Source organism: Pantoea agglomerans NBRC 102470 (genome assembly GCF_001598475.1).
Classification (GTDB): domain Bacteria; phylum Pseudomonadota; class Gammaproteobacteria; order Enterobacterales; family Enterobacteriaceae; genus Pantoea; species Pantoea agglomerans.
On the sequence record NZ_BCZA01000005.1, the window covers coordinates 219,959 to 237,957 of the forward strand.

The 17,999-nt window shown below is 54.4% G+C and carries 15 protein-coding genes, 6 tRNA genes and 1 other RNA gene; 15 read left to right on the forward strand and 7 right to left on the reverse strand.

The features are described from left to right. The first annotated feature begins 75 nt into the window (after window positions 1-75). Complete coding sequence (locus PAG01S_RS11550) at window positions 76-1,746, forward strand: sensor histidine kinase (RefSeq protein ID WP_062758756.1); 1,671 nt, start codon at window positions 76-78, stop codon at window positions 1,744-1,746. Continuing rightward, the gene (locus PAG01S_RS11555; RefSeq protein ID WP_033769736.1) at window positions 1,743-2,471 is read left to right on the forward strand and encodes a LytR/AlgR family response regulator transcription factor; all 729 of its coding nucleotides are present in this window, start codon (window positions 1,743-1,745) and stop codon (window positions 2,469-2,471) included. The genes PAG01S_RS11550 and PAG01S_RS11555 overlap by 4 nt, the downstream gene beginning before the upstream one ends. Window positions 2,472-2,628: 157 nt before the next feature. Here the strand turns inward: PAG01S_RS11555 and glk are convergent, their stop codons facing one another. Together glk and ipdC are read right to left on the reverse strand one after the other, a co-directional pair. Beyond that, window positions 2,629-3,594: a glucokinase gene (gene glk / locus PAG01S_RS11560; RefSeq protein WP_010257856.1), complete on the reverse strand. Its 966-nt coding sequence runs from the start codon at window positions 3,592-3,594 to the stop codon at window positions 2,629-2,631. 160 nt (window positions 3,595-3,754) lie between these two features. Beyond that, entirely contained in the window at window positions 3,755-5,407 is a 1,653-nt protein-coding gene (ipdC, locus tag PAG01S_RS11565; protein ID WP_062758759.1) for an indolepyruvate decarboxylase, read from the reverse strand. Between the two features lie 219 nt (window positions 5,408-5,626). Between ipdC and mgrA the strand changes: the two genes are divergently transcribed. Both mgrA and PAG01S_RS11575 read left to right on the forward strand, forming a co-directional pair. After that, window positions 5,627-6,616 (forward strand): L-glyceraldehyde 3-phosphate reductase, encoded by a 990-nt coding sequence (gene mgrA, locus PAG01S_RS11570; protein ID WP_062758762.1) that lies wholly within the window; start codon window positions 5,627-5,629, stop codon window positions 6,614-6,616. Between the two features lie 172 nt (window positions 6,617-6,788). Continuing rightward, on the forward strand, window positions 6,789-7,184 hold the full coding sequence (locus tag PAG01S_RS11575) for a DUF2502 domain-containing protein (RefSeq protein WP_010257849.1): 396 nt from the start codon (window positions 6,789-6,791) through the stop codon (window positions 7,182-7,184). A gap of 362 nt (window positions 7,185-7,546) precedes the next feature. Here the strand turns inward: PAG01S_RS11575 and PAG01S_RS11580 are convergent, their stop codons facing one another. After that, window positions 7,547-8,788 carry an Nramp family divalent metal transporter gene (locus tag PAG01S_RS11580; protein WP_062758765.1) on the reverse strand — a complete coding sequence of 414 codons (1,242 nt, stop codon included), beginning with the start codon at window positions 8,786-8,788 and terminating at the stop codon, window positions 7,547-7,549. A 369-nt stretch (window positions 8,789-9,157) separates the two neighbouring features. Between PAG01S_RS11580 and PAG01S_RS11585 the strand changes: the two genes are divergently transcribed. After that, entirely contained in the window at window positions 9,158-10,348 is a 1,191-nt protein-coding gene (locus PAG01S_RS11585) for a NupC/NupG family nucleoside CNT transporter (RefSeq protein WP_010671371.1), read from the forward strand. 326 nt (window positions 10,349-10,674) lie between these two features. Here the strand turns inward: PAG01S_RS11585 and PAG01S_RS11590 are convergent. Next, a tRNA-Ala gene (locus tag PAG01S_RS11590) sits at window positions 10,675-10,750 on the reverse strand. 44 nt (window positions 10,751-10,794) lie between these two features. Then, window positions 10,795-10,870: transfer RNA gene (locus PAG01S_RS11595), tRNA-Ala, on the reverse strand. 359 nt (window positions 10,871-11,229) lie between these two features. Here PAG01S_RS11595 and PAG01S_RS11600 point away from each other — a divergent pair. The 3 genes from PAG01S_RS11600 (at window position 11,230) to PAG01S_RS11610 (ending at window position 12,861) form a co-directional block, all read left to right on the forward strand. Then, window positions 11,230-12,018: a formate/nitrite transporter family protein gene (locus tag PAG01S_RS11600; RefSeq protein WP_010257841.1), complete on the forward strand. Its 789-nt coding sequence runs from the start codon at window positions 11,230-11,232 to the stop codon at window positions 12,016-12,018. A gap of 111 nt (window positions 12,019-12,129) precedes the next feature. Next, window positions 12,130-12,483 (forward strand): YfeC-like transcriptional regulator, encoded by a 354-nt coding sequence (locus tag PAG01S_RS11605; protein WP_010257838.1) that lies wholly within the window; start codon window positions 12,130-12,132, stop codon window positions 12,481-12,483. 24 nt (window positions 12,484-12,507) lie between these two features. Further along, window positions 12,508-12,861 carry a YfeC-like transcriptional regulator gene (locus PAG01S_RS11610; protein WP_010257835.1) on the forward strand — a complete coding sequence of 118 codons (354 nt, stop codon included), beginning with the start codon at window positions 12,508-12,510 and terminating at the stop codon, window positions 12,859-12,861. A 33-nt stretch (window positions 12,862-12,894) separates the two neighbouring features. Here PAG01S_RS11610 and gltX read toward each other — a convergent pair whose 3' ends face one another. Then, the gene (gene gltX, locus PAG01S_RS11615; RefSeq protein WP_010257834.1) at window positions 12,895-14,310 is read right to left on the reverse strand and encodes a glutamate--tRNA ligase; all 1,416 of its coding nucleotides are present in this window, start codon (window positions 14,308-14,310) and stop codon (window positions 12,895-12,897) included. Window positions 14,311-14,582: 272 nt separating this feature from the next. On the opposite strand from gltX, the gene PAG01S_RS11620 reads away from it, so the two are divergent. The 6 genes from PAG01S_RS11620 (at window position 14,583) to PAG01S_RS11645 (ending at window position 15,960) form a co-directional block, all read left to right on the forward strand. Continuing rightward, window positions 14,583-14,658, forward strand: a tRNA-Val gene (locus PAG01S_RS11620). 41 nt (window positions 14,659-14,699) lie between these two features. Then, window positions 14,700-14,775 (forward strand) — tRNA-Val (locus PAG01S_RS11625). A gap of 34 nt (window positions 14,776-14,809) precedes the next feature. After that, a tRNA-Val gene (locus PAG01S_RS11630) sits at window positions 14,810-14,885 on the forward strand. A 4-nt stretch (window positions 14,886-14,889) separates the two neighbouring features. Then, window positions 14,890-14,965: transfer RNA gene (locus tag PAG01S_RS11635), tRNA-Lys, on the forward strand. A 43-nt stretch (window positions 14,966-15,008) separates the two neighbouring features. Continuing rightward, window positions 15,009-15,144, forward strand: a non-coding RNA gene (locus PAG01S_RS11640) — RtT sRNA. Between the two features lie 474 nt (window positions 15,145-15,618). Then, window positions 15,619-15,960 carry a FlxA-like family protein gene (locus PAG01S_RS11645; protein ID WP_010259880.1) on the forward strand — a complete coding sequence of 114 codons (342 nt, stop codon included), beginning with the start codon at window positions 15,619-15,621 and terminating at the stop codon, window positions 15,958-15,960. On the opposite strand, the gene PAG01S_RS11650 is transcribed toward PAG01S_RS11645, so the two are convergent. Beyond that, window positions 15,957-16,877 (reverse strand): LysR family transcriptional regulator, encoded by a 921-nt coding sequence (locus PAG01S_RS11650; RefSeq protein ID WP_010259882.1) that lies wholly within the window; start codon window positions 16,875-16,877, stop codon window positions 15,957-15,959. The two genes, PAG01S_RS11645 and PAG01S_RS11650, sit on opposite strands and share 4 nt — an antisense overlap. A 95-nt stretch (window positions 16,878-16,972) precedes the next feature. Between PAG01S_RS11650 and PAG01S_RS11655 the strand changes: the two genes are divergently transcribed. After that, on the forward strand, window positions 16,973-17,983 hold the full coding sequence (locus tag PAG01S_RS11655) for a bile acid:sodium symporter family protein (RefSeq protein ID WP_062758768.1): 1,011 nt from the start codon (window positions 16,973-16,975) through the stop codon (window positions 17,981-17,983). Window positions 17,984-17,999: the final 16 nt, after the last annotated feature.

Genomic DNA, 17,999 nt, shown 5'->3' on the forward strand with positions numbered 1-17,999 from the left:
CGGTTCGCGATCACATTTTTTATCATAGAGGCACTTTCCATTGCCGACGAGTCGCCTGTGTCCTCCCACTTCACGATGTTACTGGCAGTATTTGACCGCGCCGCCCTGATGCTGATCTGCCTGTTCTTCCTGACACGCACCCGCCCGTTTCGTCAGCTGCTGCAAAAAGATGAACACACCCGTGCGGAGAAAGTAGCCGTTACTGCCATCTTTTCCCTGTTTGCGCTGTTGAGTACCTGGTCGGGTGTCGATGTCGATGGTTCACTGCTGAATGTGCGGGTCATCGCCGTGATGGCGGGTGGCATTCTGTTTGGCCCCTGGGTCGGGATCGCCACCGGGGTTATCGCCGGTCTGCACCGTTTTCTGATCGATATTCACGGCGTGACCTCCGTGCCCTGCCTGATTACCAGCATCATTGCCGGTATCGTCGCGGGCGGTATTAATCGCCGGGTACTGAAAGAGCACCGCTGGCGTGCCGGTATCGTCGGCGGCATGCTCTGTGAAGCCCTGACGATGTTGTTGATTGTTGTGTGGGCGCGCCCCACCTCACTCGGGCTGGCGATTGTGTCGGAAATTGCCCTGCCGATGATCCTCGGTGCCTCCAGTATCGGCATCATTGTACTGCTGGTGCAGAGCGTCGAGGGGGAAAAAGAGGCGATTGCCGCCCGCCAGGCCAAGCTGGCGCTGGAGATCGCCAATAAAACCCTGCCGCTGTTCCGTCAGGTGAACAGCGACTCGCTGCGCAACATCTGTGACATTATCCGACGGGAGATCAAAGCCGATGCGGTGGCGATGACCGATAAAAAACAGATTCTGGCCTACGTCGGCTATGGCGAACACAACTATAAACATGGGGATGATGGCATCAGCCCCACCACGGCGCAGTCGATCGCCAGCGGTAAAATTATCATTAAGAACAACGATGAAGCGCATCGCACCAAAGATATTCACTCCATGATCGTGATCCCGCTGTGGGAGAAAGGCAAAGTCACCGGCACGCTGAAAATCTACTATCGCCGCGCACACCGTATTACCGGCTCGCTGAAGGAGATGGCGATCGGCCTGTCACAAATCATCTCAACCCAGCTTGAAGTATCGCGTGCCGAGCAGTTACGCGAGATGGCTAATAAAGCGGAACTGCGTGCGCTGCAAAGTAAAATAAATCCTCATTTCCTGTTCAACGCCCTGAATGCTATCTCCTCTTCTATCCGGCTCAATCCCGATACCGCCCGTCAGCTGGTGATAAATCTGTCACGCTATCTGCGCTACAACCTGGAACTGAACGACGATGAGCTAATCGACATCCGTAAAGAGCTGTGGCAGGTGAAAGATTACATCGCCATCGAGCAGGCCCGGTTTGGCGATAAGCTGACGATGATCTATGACGTCGATGAGGATCTCCATTTTCTGCTGCCGAGTCTGCTGATCCAGCCTCTGGTGGAGAATGCCATTGTCCATGGCATCCAGCCCTGTAAAGGCAAAGGCGTGGTGACGCTGAGCGTCCGGGATCTGGGCGATCAGGTGCGGATCTCGGTGCGGGACACCGGCCAGGGCATCAGTGACGAAGTGATAGCACGGGTGGCGCGCAACGAAATGCCCGGTAATAAAATCGGCCTGCTCAATGTGCATCATCGGGTAAAACTTTTGTCGGGTCAGGGATTGAATATCGTGCGGCATCAGCCGGGCACCGAGATTTCCTTTACGCTGAGTAAGAATGGCCAGCGCCTGGCGGAGAATCTGTTATGAAAGCCATTATTGTGGAAGATGAATTCCTGGCGCAGCAGGAGCTGAGCTGGATGATTCAGCATCACAGCAAAATCGAGATTGAAGCCTGTTTTGACGATGGTCTGGACGTGCTGAAGTATCTGCAACAGCATCGGGTTGATGTGATTTTTCTCGATATCAACATCCCCTCACTGGATGGCATGCTGCTGGCACAGAATATCCATCAGTTTGCCCATAAGCCACTGATTGTCTTTATTACCGCGTGGAAAGAGCATGCGGTGGAAGCGTTTGAGCTGGAGGCGTTTGACTACATTCTCAAGCCCTATCAGGAGTCGCGGATTGTTACCATGCTGAACAAGCTCGAAGCCACAGCGCAGGCGCAGCAGGCGGTCAGCCATCTCAGCGCCACGCCCGCGCCGCAGACAGTCAACCTGATCAAAGATGAGCGCATTATCGTCACTGACGTGAATGATATTTACTACGTTGAGGCGCATGAGAAGCTGACCTTTGTTTATACCCGGCGCGAATCCTACGTGATGTCGATGAATATTACCGAGTTCTGTTCACGCCTGCCGGAACAGCAATTTTTCCGCTGCCACCGCTCTTTCTGCGTCAGCCTCAGCAAGATTCGTGAAATCGAGCCGTGGTTTAACAACACCTATCTGCTGAAGCTGCGCGATCTGGAGTTTCAGGTGCCGGTCAGCCGCAGTAAGGTGAAGCAGTTTCGACAGCTGATGCGCCTGTAGCGCAGGAGGGTTAAAGGCCTGTTCAGAAAGGGGGGTGGCGAAGCAGGAGAGCAGCAGCAAAAAATCCGGGGGTTTTCCCGATCCTGCCCCGCTGAAGCAGGCCGATCGGGAAAATCGCTCGCGCGCAGAATGGCAGTGCGCGCGAGGTAAAGCAGAATCAGATTTCGCGACCCAGCGTCTGGCGCAGATGCGCGCCCGCGCCCAGCAGGCCAGGCTGGTCGTGCGTAATCATATAAACCGGGATGCTGGCAACATAGTCGCGGAAGCGGCCTTTATCTTCAAACGCCGCACGGAAACCCGACGACTTAAAGAACTCCAGGAAGCGTGGCACGATGCCACCGGCAATATAGACACCACCAAAGGTGCCAAGATTCAGCGCCAGGTTGCCGCCGAAACGGCCCATGATGACGCAGAACATTGACAGCGCGCGACGGCAGTCGGTGCAGCTGTCATCCAGCGCACGCTGGCTGACATCTTTCGGCTTCAGGTTTTCCGGCACGCGATTATCCACTTTAACAATCGCACGATAGAGGTTAACCAGACCGGCACCTGACAGCACACGTTCCGCTGAAACATGGCCCAGCTCTTCGCGCAGCACTTCCAGGATCTGATCTTCTTCTTCGCTGTTGGCAGCGAAGTCGACATGACCGCCCTCACCTGGCAGGCTGACCCAGCGCTTGTCCACATGCACCAGATGGCTGACGCCTAATCCGGTGCCGGCACCATAAATCGCGATAGGTTTATCTTTGACTGGCTCTGTACCGCCAAACTGAATCACGTTTTCGGCGGTCAGCATCGGGATCGCCATAGATACCGCAGTGAAGTCGTTAATGATTTCCAGGTGTTCAAAACCGATGTTCTCTTTGAGCTTGCGCGTGGAAAACGCCCAGTCATGGTTGGTCATTTCAACCCAGTCATCGGTAATCGGGCAGGCAATGGCAATACAGCCATCTTTAACGTCCTGCTGTTGTTCATCAAGATAGTGGCGGATGACGGCTTCGAGGCTGTCGTATTCTGATGTTGAGAATGTTTTGGCCTGGGTGATGCTGCCGCTTTCCACCTCACACAGGGCGAGGCGTGCGTTAGTACCGCCGACATCGCCGACCAAGGCATAGGTTGTCATTCTTCTGTTGCTCCGCTTGGGGTCTTAAGAGTTGGAGGACACTATAAAATTCTGCCCATAAAACAACAACGCTCACCGGTGCGATTGGTGAGCGTCTTACTCAGGTGTGCTACAGCCTAACCGCGATAGTCCACCCTGCACAGCGGCAACTATCTGAATCTTAGCAGCCGTTGCGTTGATTCAGGCAGGCGGTGACTTTTCGTAGCAGTGGCGGCAAATCCTCTTTCTGCATGACGACTTCAACCAGAGAGAGCCACTTCGGCTCTGAGAGTCGCGCCATCACTTCCTCTAACTGCACCGTTTCACTGATACGCCAGCTCTGCGCCTGGCCCTGCAGGCTAAGGGCGTGCGGTAAGGCCGTCCAGTTCCACTGGGCAATATCATTGTAACGTTGTGTTGCGCCATGAATCGCCCGTTCGACGGTATAGCCTTCATTATTCAGCAAAAAGAGTATCAGTCGCTGCTGGTCACGCAGCATCGAACCCAGTTCCTGAATTGTCAGCTGCGCCGAACCGTCCCCGATGATCAGGATAACCCGGCGATCAGGATCGGCAGTCTGCGCGCCAAATGCTGCCGGAAGAGTATAGCCGATTGATCCCCATAATGGCTGAACCACCAGCTGCGCCTGCGAGGGCAATCTTAACGCGGCGGCCCCAAAGGCGGCTGTCCCCTGCTCGGCCAGAATAAGGTCGCCGGGTTGCAGGAATGCCTGCATCGCCTGCCAGAACGCCTGCTGGCTGATCACCGCCGCCGGTTCTGCAGGCTGCGCGGCGGGCGGCGTGGCACCGGGTTGCCACTGCTGGCCATAGCGTTCAAACAGCGGCAGCAGTTCGCTCAGCGCATCCGCCATCGACAGTGGCGCAAAACGTTCACCGCCCACGCTGGCGCTGAGGGGCTGCAGATCAATCAGCCGCTCAGGGTTAAACTGCTGCGTGAAGCCTGCAGTAATGGTGTCGGTAAATCGCACCCCGACGCAGATCGCCACATCCACCTGCTCGATCTGTTCGCACACCTGACCTGCGCTGGCCTCACCGGCATAGGTACCGACGTAACCCGGCTGCTGTTCATCCAGAACCCCCTTGCCCATCAGCAGGCTGGCACAGGGAATCGCACACTGTTCACGCAGCGCGGCCAGTGCGGACTGCTGCTGCCAGCGCAGCGCAAGAAAATCGGCCAGGAGTGAAACCCGCTGCGCCGGTGCCAGCAAACGTTCCGCAGCATCGCTGAAAGCGCGACGCGCAGCGGGCGAAGAGGATTGATGACTGTTCAGGGGCTGCGCGGGTGGCTGCACCTCCATGGCTGCCACGTCGACGGCCAGCGACAAATAGCCGGGACGGCGGGCCTGCAGCGCACTGACGATCACGCGATCAATCTCAGCCGTGGCGTTGTCGGCGTTAAGCTGTGCCGTTGCCGCACTGACTTCTGTGGCCATGCGAATAAAATGCTGGAAATCGCCATCGCCCAGCGAATGATGAACACAATCCCCCTGCAACTGGGCCTGCGTCGCAGGCGCGCCAACGATATGGATCACCGGCAGATACTCGGCATAACTGCCCGCAATGCCATTAATCGCGCTGAGCTCGCCCACACCAAAGGTGGTCAATAGCGCTCCCGCGCCGTTGCAGCGTGCATAACCGTCTGCCGCATAGGCTGCGTTAAGCTCATTAGCGCAGCCTACCCAGCTGATGGCCGGATGGGCGATGACGCGGTCAAGAAATTGCAGGTTATAGTCGCCCGGCACGCCAAACAGATGCTTTACACCAATCTCCTGCAGACGGGTCAGCAGGTAATCTCCAACAGTAAACGTGGACATTGCGCATTCCTTTCAGGGAAGAGTCGGGTTAAGTATCTGACAGAGGATGAAATTAGCGAGGCGTGCCGCTATTTTAGCCAGCCGCAATGGCTGGAAAGGCGACGTTACGCTGGCGGAATATTCTGTAAAAATGCGAATTGCAGCGCGCTGTCACTGAGTGTAACCGTATACACTGATAGACTTTTGGCACATATCCCCGTTTTTACCCAGGAGCGCTGAATGTCCCTTTTCCCTCATCCCGATCGCTATCAACAGATGGAATATCGCCGCAGCGGCCGCAGCGGAATCAAACTGCCCGCCATTTCGCTGGGACTGTGGCATAACTTTGGTGACAGTACCCGGGTCGATAACAGCCGTGAGCTGCTGCGTCATGCGTTTGACCTTGGCATTACGCACTTCGACTTAGCCAACAATTACGGTCCACCCCCTGGCTCAGCCGAAGAGAACTTCGGGCGTATTATGCGGGAAGATTTTCGTGCCCATCGTGATGAGCTGATCATCTCCACAAAAGCGGGCTATACCATGTGGCAGGGGCCTTATGGGGATTGGGGTTCGCGTAAATATCTGGTCGCCAGTCTGGATCAGAGCCTGAAGCGAATGGGGCTGGAGTATGTGGATATTTTCTATCATCACCGTCCCGATCCGGAAACCCCGCTGGAAGAGACGATGCGCGCGCTGGATCATGTGGTGCGCCAGGGCAAAGCGCTTTACGCTGCCCTTTCTAACTATCCGGCCGATCTCGCCGCCGAAGCGATAGCTATCCTGCGCGATCTCGGCACCCCTTGTCTGATTCACCAGCCGCGCTATTCGATGTTTGAACGCACACCTGAGCAGGGATTGATTCAGACGTTGGGCGATGCGGGCGTCGGCTGTATCGCCTTCTCTCCGCTGGCAGGCGGCGTGCTCACCGATCGCTATCTGCAGGGCATTCCGGAAGATTCGCGCGCGGCCAGCGGCAGCAAGTTCCTGAATGAGAACCAGCTGACGGATGAGAAGATGGAGAAAGTCCGCAAGCTTAATGCTATTGCGCAGCAGCGCGAACAGAAGCTGGCGCAGATGGCGCTGGCGTGGGTGCTGCGCGATGAGCGTGTGACTTCAGTACTGATCGGAGCCAGCAAAACGGCCCAGATCGATGACGCGGTGGCGATGCTCGCTCGCCGTCAGTTCAGCGACAGCGAGTTAGCGGCGATTGACGCGGCGCTGCTGTAACGGTTTTAGCGCCCGGCTGAGGCCGGGCGTTTTCTGCGCCAGAATAGTCTCAAACCCCTTTCTCTCCCCAATTTCCTCACAATCTTCCGACACAATGATGCGGTAACAACAGCAATACGCAGGCATAATCGCTGCGCCGCAACAGTGTCAGACTGTTGATGAGGAGAAAAAAATGAAAAGAGCCCTTATTTTTGCTGCCCTGCTGGCCCTGTTGTCGCCGCTGGCACACCACACAGCCCAGGCCTCCAGTGCCTCTATTACTCTGGCCCCCGGCGTCACCCTGAATCTTGGCGATCGCGATCGCCGTGGCTATTACTGGGATGGTGGTCGCTGGCGTGAACCGCGCTGGTGGAACGACCGCTATTCTTACAACGAACGCCGCTGGTGGCGACACGAAGAGTGGCGTCGTCAGCAGCAGTGGGAGCGCGAACGCCGCTGGCATGAGCGCGACCGTGAGCGTCGCTGGGAACATCAGTATCGCCGCGATCGTGATCGTGGCTGGGATCATCATGACCGTCGTGGTCCTGACCATCGCGGTCCAGACCATCACGGACACGATCGCCATTAATAAAAACGCCCGGCAGAACCGGGCGTTTCAGACAACACAAAGACTTCAATCAGTGTGATTCTGGCCGCAACGCATAAACTCAACGCGCAGGGAACACGGTCAGAAGAGGAAAGCGTCCCGCGCCATGGACAAAAACGCCGGGAGCGTTTTTGAACAACGCAACGCGTTGGCCCGGCTACGGGCGCACCTCAGGGATGAGGTGCGTAATCGCGCGGGCCGAGCATGTCATGGATGACGGATTTTGCGTCTTTCCGATCTGACCGTGTTTCCTGCGCTGGCTCGGTATCACTGCGAACCTGGCCAGACGTTGCCAACAAGAAAACGCCCGGCAGAACCGGGCGTTTTCTTGTTTACCATAACCGCTACAGCCCCAGCGCTTCACCCACCAGCAGGTAAAGATTCAGCGTAATCACCAGCAGCACGATCAGTCGCCCGGTATTCTGCATCAGACGCGAGTTAACCATATCTTCGCCCATCAGCTCGTGGTTGCCGGTAAAGGAGAGCAGCGGAATCAACGCCAGCGCAATACCAAAACTCAGCAGCACCTGACTCATCACCAGCACCCTTGTCGGGTCCCAGCCGGCCCAGATGACAATAAAAGAGGGCAGCATGGTGACGGTTCGGCGCACCCACAGGGGAATATGGAAGTGGATAAAGCCCTGCATCACCACCTGCCCCGCCAGCGTACCGACCACCGTTGAAGATAATCCGGCGGCCACCAGGCTCAGACCAAACACCGTCGCCGCTGCCTGACCTAACAGCGGTTGCAGCGTCAGATAGGCCTGATCGAGTTCAGCGATTTTACTGTGCCCGCTGAAGTGAAACGCCGCTGCGGCGGTCGCCATCATCGCCAGGTTAACAAATCCGGCGATGGTCATGGCAATCGCCACATCCAGTTTAGTTGAGGAGTACCGCTGACCTTTGCTGTCCTCACTTTTGCCCTGCGTCAGCGCGGAGTGCAGGTAAATCACGTGCGGCATAATGGTCGCACCCAGCACACCCGCCGCCAGGAATACGGCATCCGACGTTGGTAACGCGGGCAGCGCCATACCGATCACCAGCTCTTTGACACTGGGCTGAGAGAAGAAGAGTTCGACGATATAGGCCGCCGCCACAAACAGCAGAAGTCCGCCAATCACCAGCTCCAGCGGCTTTTGCCCCCGGCTCTGTAACATCAATATCAGGAACGTGGCGATGCCTGTCAGCACCGCGCCCTGCATCAAAGAAATGCCGAGCAGCAGTTTGAACCCCAGCGCGGCACCGATAAATTCCGCCAGGTCAGTGGCCATGGCGATAATTTCCGCCTGCACCCAGTAAAACCAGACGGCAGGCCGGGGAAAACGATCGCGGATGTGTTCAGCGAGGTTTTTGCCGGTAGCGATACCCAGCTTGGCTGACATCAGCTGAATCAGCATGGCCATGATGTTGGCCCATACCACCACCCACAGCAATTTGTAGCCGTAAGCAGCGCCCGCCTGAATGTTGGTCGCAAAGTTGCCCGGATCGATATAGCCGATAGCGGCGATAAAAGCGGGCCCCAGTAGTGCGAGTTTGACTTTTCTGACTCCGCGAGCGGCGCGCTCGGCGGTACGACTTTCAAACATATCCGGTACCCTGTCTGAACATTTGCCTGCCCCGGCAGCTTAGGGGTTAGCAGGTGCAAGTGAAATTCGTTTATTGTTATCGGTGTAATAGATGCTGCTATAAAGTATAGCCATTGCTATACATTACAGTAAAGGATGTGATTGCTAAAAATGTGAGCAATAGTGTCACTTTACGCCCGGTGTAAAATTCAGACAATAATTATGTGGTTATCTGAAGTGAAGTATTTGTAAACAGGACGTGATCTCTGGAACTTTTCTGGAAAATATAACGATAGCGAATACTTATATTGTGGTTCAGATCTCGTTTTTAAGTAACGCGTTACATAGAATACGCAACAAAATACAACCCTCCTCAAATTTGGAGCAACCATGTCCCATATTTTGCAATTTCTTTTAGCACTGGTGGTGGTCGGGATACTCGCCTTGCTGGTCAGTCACGATCGTAAAAGCATTCGCATTCGCTACATTATACAGCTACTGGTGATTGAAATTGTGCTCGCCTGGTTCTTCCTGAACTCAGAAGCGGGACTCGGTTTCGTCAAAGGATTCGCGGGCTTCTTTGACCATCTGCTGAAGTATGCCGCTGAGGGTACTAACTTCGTCTTTGGCAACATGAGCGACAAAGGTCTGGCCTTCTTCTTCCTTAACGTATTGTGCCCTATCGTCTTTATCTCTGCGCTGATCGGTATTCTGCAGCATTTCCGTATCCTGCCATGGGTGATTCGCGGTATTGGTACCGTACTGTCGAAAGTGAATGGCATGGGAAAACTGGAATCTTTCAACGCCGTAAGTTCTCTGATACTGGGACAGTCAGAAAACTTCATCGCCTATAAAGATATCCTGGGCCAAATGTCACAGCGCCGCATGTACACCATGGCCGCGACCGCGATGTCGACCGTATCGATGTCGATCGTCGGCGCCTACATGACCATGCTGCAGCCGAAGTATGTGGTCGCCGCGCTGGTGCTCAACATGTTCAGCACCTTTATCGTGCTGTCGCTGATCAACCCTTATCGCGTTGAGAACGAAGAAGATCTGCAGTTGCAGGATCTGCACAAAGGCCAGAGCTTCTTTGAGATGCTGGGCGAGTATATCCTGGCCGGTTTCCGTGTCGCGATTATCGTTGCCGCCATGCTGATTGGTTTTATCGCGCTGATTTCAGGTCTGAATGCGCTGTTTGATCTGATCTTCGGCATCTCCTTCCAGGGCGTTCTCGGCTTTGTCTTCTATCCGTTTGCCTGGGTGATGGGCGTGCCTGCTGGCGAAGCGTTGCAGGTCGGCAGTATTATGGCGACCAAGCTGGTGTCGAATGAGTTTGTTGCCATGATGGATCTGCAGAAAATCGCGGGTCAGCTGTCGCCACATTCAGAAGGTATTCTTTCTGTGTTCCTGGTCTCGTTCGCTAACTTCTCTTCTATCGGCATCGTGGCCGGTGCGATTAAAGGTCTGAACGAAGAACAGGGCAACGTGGTTTCCCGTTTTGGTCTGAAGCTGCTGTACGGCTCTACGCTGGTCAGCGTGCTTTCCGCTGCTATCGCCGGTCTGGTTCTGGCGTTCTAAGCACGGTTCTGCGCTCTACTCTAAGCATCAAAGGGCGAGCAGGTCTCGCCCTTCTCTTTCTGCTCTATCCTTGCTCTGCTTCCCGCTGATTCCCCTTTCCCGCGTTACCTCTTTCATTGCACATGTCACATCTGCATTCAGATCGTGCACGAGAGGCGGCACAACGTCCTGCAAACAGCATCGGATGCCATGACAGGTTATGCCGGTTAATAACGCAATTAAGCGTGCGCAGCAGCGTGAATGGCAAAGCAATAGCGTTGGGATCCGCAGCAACTGGCGAATAAGAGATTAATCAGAAAGGATTTTGACAACGGCGTGTCAGAAAATGGTGGAGATAAGCGGGATCGAACCGCTGACCTCTTGCATGCCATGCAAGCGCTCTCCCAGCTGAGCTATACCCCCACATCTGGAATCGTTTTTCAGTGCCAAACTTTTGGGAAGAAGTTTGGTGGAGCTAAGCGGGATCGAACCGCTGACCTCCTGCATGCCATGCAGGCGCTCTCCCAGCTGAGCTATAGCCCCGAACCGAAAAACTGTCGCGTTAAGCGACGGACGGCATAATATGAAACCCCCTCCGGGGTGTCAACGGCAAAATGACATTCTCTGTTTGATCGCTGAAAAAGGCGGCAACCTGCGAAGTTTCAGCAGCATGCTGCAGGGGAAAATCGTGTCTGTTCACACAGGACCGTTTTTTTAATGTTATTCAGTCTGCCGTCAGGTTAATTCACGGTTAAATATGTTATAGGAATTTTCTTGTCTTCGGCTTTTTCGCATGCAAAACTTAGCCCGCTAATTTAGTGGTACCCGGGACCCTCTCCCGCATACCACGCGTCCACCAGGCGTTATCGTCCCATTAATCATAAAAAAACTACTGAGATACTATGTCGCTGCATACACCTAAAGAAATCGCACAACTGGCGATCCAGTCAGGCGTGGCTAAAAGCCGTGCACCTGTCAGCATCCTTCTGATTCTCGGCTTTATGGCGGGCGCATTTATTGCGACCGGCTTCCTGCTGGATCTTCATGTGATCAACACCCTGCCCGCTGAATGGGGCTCATTTGGCGGCCTGTTAGGCGCCGCGGTCTTCCCGGTGGGGATCATCATGACCGTGCTGGCGGGTGGTGAGCTGCTGACCGGTAATATGATGACCTTACCGGTGGCCTGGTTCGCCCGTCGCATCAGCTTTATGAGCGTGGCGCGCAACTGGTTCTGGGTTACCCTGGCTAACTTTCTCGGCAGCGTGGCTGTCGCCTGGTTCTTTGGTCACATGCTGGGTATGACCGAGGGCGATTACCTGAAGAAGACCGTTGCTATCGCTTCTGCAAAAGTCCACGCTGATTTCCTGCACGCCTTTATTTCCGGTATCGGCTGTAACTGGCTGGTTTGCCTGGCGGTATGGCTGGCCTTTGCCAGTAAAGATGTGGTCGGCAAGATCTTCGGCATGTGGTTCCCGGTGATGGCATTTGTGGCCATTGGCTTCCAGCACGTTGTCGCTAACATGTTTATTATTCCGGCCGCCATTTTTGCCGGTCAGATGAGCTGGGCAGAGTACTTCCCTAATTTTATTGCCGTCTTCTCAGGCAATGCCGTGGGTGGTGCCGTGTTCGTTGGTCTGGCCTATTTCCTTGCATTCCGCCCTGCCGCTGAACCCGCCAGTAATCCTCAGTAATGATGTTTTGCCTTTTGTCGAGAGACAAAAGGCAATTTCAGCTTCAGTTACTTTCCCCCGTTACGTTTTGCTGTAATATGTCCTGCTAATGTATTAATCAGGGACTGCATCGTGAAAAAGGAATGGCTTACCCCCGAAGAGCTGGCTGCAGAGACGGGTTACAGTCGGCAAACGGTGAATAAATGGATCAAGCGGGAAAACTGGACGACCACGCCGAAGCCCGGTGTGCAAGGCGGTAAAGCCCGATTGATTCACATTGATGAGCGCGTGAAAAGTTTTATTCAGTCGACCCGTAACCTTAACGAGCCGACGGCAACTTATGGCACTCCGTCTAATTCATTACCTGCGTTATTAATAAGTTCCGTCCAGCAAATGACTCAGGACGAGCAGGATCAATTCACTGCACTAATCTTACGCGAAGGTATCAAGGGCGTTTTGCAGCGACTGGGAATCAGCGAAGAGTAAGGTGTATTTATCAGGGAAGGTATGATGAAAAAGGAATGGTTAACACCCGAAGAACTCGCCTCAGAGACGGGCCTGAGCCGACAGACAGTGAACAAATGGATTAAGCGCGAAAACTGGACCACCCTGCCCAGACCCGGCATTCAGGGCGGCAAGGCGCGATTGATTCATGTCGATGATCGCGTAGAAAAATTTATCCATTCGACGCGTAGCCTGCACGAACCCGCCGCAATGTATAGGGTTCCGGCAGATTCACTGACGGCACTGTTAGTAAATGCGGTTCCGCAAATGAGTCAGGCTGAACAGGAGCAGCTGTCAGCGCTGATATTACGGATAGGTATTAAAGGCATGTTGCAGCGTCTGGATATCACTGAAGAGTAAAAACCGGAAGCGCGTAGCTTCCGGTTCTGTTTATTAAGCCTGCGCTTCCCGCTCACTGATAAAGGCCAGCGCCTGCTCAATACGTGCAACGCTGCGGCTGCGGCCTATTGCTTCCACGGTGACATCCAGTCCGGGTGACTGACCGGCACCGGTTACGGCCACGCGCAGCGGCATGCCCACTTTCCCCATCCCGACTTCCAGCTCATCTGCGGTGCTCTGAATAGCCTGATGTACGTTTTCAGCCGTCCACTCTTCGATCGCGGCCAGCTTATCGCGTACCACTTCCAGCGGCTGACGCGCTACCGGACGAAGATGTTTCTTCGCGGCATCGGCATCAAATTCTGCAAAGTCTTCATAGAAGTAGCGGCAGGATGCAGCCATCTCTTTCAATGTTTTGCAGCGCTCGCCTAACAGACCAACCAGCTTCGCCAGTTCCGGCCCCGTGCGGGTATCAATTTTCTGCTCTTCAATATGCCACTGCAGGTGTGTCGCCACATATTCTGGCGGCAGCGTATTGATGTAGTGATGGTTCAGCCACTGCAGTTTCTCAGTGTTGAACGCACTGGCAGACTTACTGACTGCATCCAGGGTAAAGAGCTCAGCCATTTCGGCCACGCTGAAGATTTCCTGATCGCCATGTGACCAGCCCAGACGAACCAGGTAGTTGAGCAGCGCTTCCGGCAGGTAGCCATCATCACGATACTGCATCACCCCTACCGCGCCATGACGCTTGGAGAGCTTTTTGCCGTCATCGCCAAGGATCATTGAGACATGGGCATAGACCGGAACCTGCGCGCCAATTGCTTTGAGAATGTTGATCTGACGTGGCGTGTTGTTAATGTGGTCTTCACCGCGAATCACATGGGTGATGCCCATATCCCAGTCATCCACGACGACGCAGAAGTTGTAGGTTGGCGAACCATCGGTGCGGCGGATGATCAGATCATCCAGCTCCTGGTTGCTGAACTCAATCGGGCCACGGATCTGGTCGTCAAAGATGACCGAACCTTCCTGCGGATTGCGGAAACGCACAACGCACGGCTCATCATCTGCATGATGTTCATGGCTGTCACGGCAGCGGCCGTCGTAACGCGGCTTTTCGTTGTTGGCCATCTGCTCTTCACGCAGCGCTTCCAGACGTTCTTTAGAGCAGTAGCATTTATAGGCTGTGCCCGCTTCCAGCATTTCATCAATGACCGCGTTGTAACGATCAAAACGTTTTGTCTGGTAGTAAGGGCCTTCATTCCAGTCGAGGCTCAGCCAGTTCATGCCATCCATGATGGCTTCGATAGCTTCCGGCGTGGAGCGCTCCAGATCGGTATCTTCAATGCGCAGCACGAACTCGCCCTGGTTGTGACGGGCAAAGAGCCAGGAGTAAAGTGCGGTACGGGCGCCACCTACATGCAGATAGCCAGTCGGGCTGGGCGCGAAGCGTGTTTTGATTTTCATTGAGTATAGCCTTAGATGCGCGGGTTCTCTGTCTGGATGACAAAAAACAGGTTAGACGCGAAAAAACAGTGGGCACATTCTAGCATCTGACGGTGAATCCTCAATGCATGCCCGCCGGTTGCCGCCCGGGAAAAGGGGCTTTTCTGCCAGTAAAACCAGCACATTGGCTAAAAGCGCGACAGGGTGTTTAAAAATAAACCGAACGCACATTTATGTTTTAAAAAGCGTTGACTCAAAATCAACTATCCCTATAATGCGACTCCACACAGCGGGGGTGATTAGCTCAGTTGGTAGAGCATCTCCCTTACAAGGAGGGGGTCGGCGGTTCGAACCCGTCATCACCCACCACTCTTAACAGCGTGGCCCGCAGTGAACAGGTATGAAGATATGGGTGATTAGCTCAGTTGGTAGAGCATCTCCCTTACAAGGAGGGGGTCGGCGGTTCGAACCCGTCATCACCCACCATATCTTGCCTGTTAGTAGTACTGAAGTACGAAGTGGGTGATTAGCTCAGTTGGTAGAGCATCTCCCTTACAAGGAGGGGGTCGGCGGTTCGAACCCGTCATCACCCACCACTTCGGGTCGTTAGCTCAGTTGGTAGAGCAGTTGACTTTTAATCAATTGGTCGCAGGTTCGAATCCTGCACGACCCACCAATTCAGAAAAAAGCGCCTTTATGGCGCTTTTTTCGTTTCCGGGGCACGGACTTTACCGTGCAGGATGAGAACCTGCTGCAGGTTCGACTGAATCGCCGGGAGCGATTCAGGCTGATGCGACAGCATCACCCGCAGGGCGAGGCCCACGACGGGCCGAGGCTATCTTGCACGACCCACCAATTCAGAATAAAGCGCCTTAAGGCGCTTTTTTCGTTTCTGCTATTGAGAGATTTCCTGCGCTTCAGAGTGGAACTGCTTTTTCCAGCTATTTCAGACTTTAAACAAAGTGCTGGCTCAGGGAGCACAGGCCTTTCGCAAAGACGCAAAATCGCCATCCATGGCAGGCTCAGCGCGGGCGATTACGCACCTCATCCCTGAGGTGCGCCCGCAGACGGGCCAACGCTTTGCGTTGTTCAAAAACGCTCCCGGCGTTTTTGTCCCTGTCCCGCGATGCTTTGCTACAGGCCTGTGCTCCCCTCGCTTTAAGCTTATCTGCTGTCTTTTAGCCCTTTTTGGTGCCTGTTTTTTTTCTGCTGCACTGACATTGGCTTAACAGATAAGCTCTCGCCTTTTCGCAACCTTAACAATTTCAGCTCTCAAGTCGTTTCACAGCGTGCCGATAACGTATCTGACAACTTACAGGGAGAAAAATGATGTCTTCAATTTCCGGAATTCTAAGCAGTGCAGTCAGTGGCGGTGACAGCGGTGGCGGTAGTGTTGCCTCGCAGGTCGCGGCGCTGAATAAACAGATTCAGAACGTCTTAACGCAAGTCAAAGAGCTGGCCGACAACAAAGAACTGACTGACGAACAGAAGTCTGAAATGCAGCAGATGTATCAGTCACAAATCACCATGCTGCAGGCGCAGATTGCTCAGCTGGAACAGAAGCAGGCCGAGCAGGATCAGCCAAAGAGTGACAGCTCGTCCGTCAGTGAGAGCAAAGCAGACGGGATTAACCGCCCTACCGACACCAACAAAATTGATGTCTACATCTAAAATGCGGGCCTGGCCTCGCGTTGTTGCGCCAGCAGCGTCGCCTGCTGGCGCACCTCCTGCCAGATCGCTTCGGCAGCAGGCGTCAGCGAACGGTTTTTACGCTTGATCAGCGTAAGGCTACGATTGATTTCCGGATACAGACGCCGCACCGTTAATGCGCGATCAGCCGGCAACGGTAACGCCAGCGCGGGCAGAATACTGATGCCGATCCCCACCTGTACCATCGGAAACAGCGTAGCGGGATGACCAATCTCCTGAACGACTTCAGCCCTGATATTCTGCTGCTGCATCGCCGCATCAATGAGGACCCGACTGCCCGAAGCATAGTCCTGAAGCACCATGGTGCGGCCATCCAGCATTGACCATTCTGCCCTTTCCACCTGCGCCAGCGGATCATCATCACGGCATAGCAGCAGGAAAGGCTCATCCAGAATCGCGATGCTGTCAAAATCGCTGTCGCTGAGTGGCCCAATCACAATCCCGAAATCGACTTCGGCGTTACGCACACTTTGCAGCACCCACTGCTGGGCGCGATCGTGCAGTATCACTTTGATGTCAGGAAAGTGTTGCTGGCTGGCGGCCAGACATTGCGGCATCAGATGAGCGGAAATGGTCTGGCTGGCTGCCACCCTGACGGTACCACTGCGCTGTTCGCCAAAACTGCGGATATCCAGCAGCGTGGTATGAATCTCCTCCAGCAGGCGCTCCATGCGTGACGCCAGCTGTTTTCCCGCTTCAGTCAGCATCACTTCCCGGGTGGTTCGATCCAGCAATCGCACGCCGGTTTCCGCTTCCAGCTCTTTAATACTGTGGCTGACCGCCGACTGACTCAGACCTATCGCCTGCCCCGCCTGGCTGAATCCGCCATAGTGTGCCACCGCAATAAAGGTTCGTAGCTGACGCAGGGTGTAATTCATCGATTCCGCTCATAGATTAATTCAATAAATCAATTTTATTTCTAAACAGGTTTCACGCACAATCGCGCTATTGAAAAATTTACCGGAATTTAACAATGGGATTTTTAAAACTCGATCCGATGATGGTTAAACTCATCATCACTGTGCTACTGGCCTCTTTCCTGCCAGCCAGAGGGATCTACGTTGATATATTCAGCTATCTCGCGACGGCAGCGATAGCACTGCTGTTCTTTATGCATGGTGCCAAGCTGTCGCGTGAAAAGATCATCTCAGGCAGCAGTCACTGGCGGTTGCATCTGTGGATTATGTTCAGCACCTTTGTGCTGTTTCCGGTGCTGGGTCTGTTGCTGGTCTGGTGGCATCCGGTTAATGTCGGCCCGGAAATTTATACCGGCTTTATCTACCTCTGTATCCTGCCTGCGACCGTGCAGTCCGCTATCGCGTTTACCTCCATGGCGGGCGGTAATGTTGCGGCAGCGGTATGCAGCGCCTCTGCATCAAGCCTGCTGGGTGTGTTTATTTCGCCGTTGCTGGTGAACCTGGTGATGGATATTCACAGCAGCGCGCCCAGCGATGGACTGGAGCAGATCGGGAAGATTATGCTGCAACTGATGGTGCCTTTCGTGCTGGGACACCTCTCACGGCGCTGGATCGGGGGCTGGGTTGAAAAGCACCGCAGCCTGATTGGCAAAACCGACCAGACCTCGATTCTGCTGGTGGTCTACTCCGCCTTCAGTGAAGCGGTGGTTAACGGCATCTGGCATCGCGTTGGGTTGATTACGCTGCTGTGGATTGTGGCAGGCTCAATCCTTCTGCTGACCGCCGTGCTGATTATCAACCTGCTGGCCTCGCGTCTGTTCCGCTTTAAACGCGCCGATGAGATTGTGGTGCTGTTTTGTGGTTCGAAGAAGAGTCTGGCGAATGGCGTGCCGATGGCGAATATCCTGTTCCCGGCCAGTACCGTGGGGATTATTGTGCTGCCGCTGATGATTTTCCATCAGGTACAGCTGATGGTCTGCTCATTTATTGCCGGACGTTATAAGAAGACCAATGAGAAGCAGCAGGCTGTGCAGGTCAAAGATTCGGTGATGGAGTCTCAGAAATAGATCGGCTGCCCGCCAG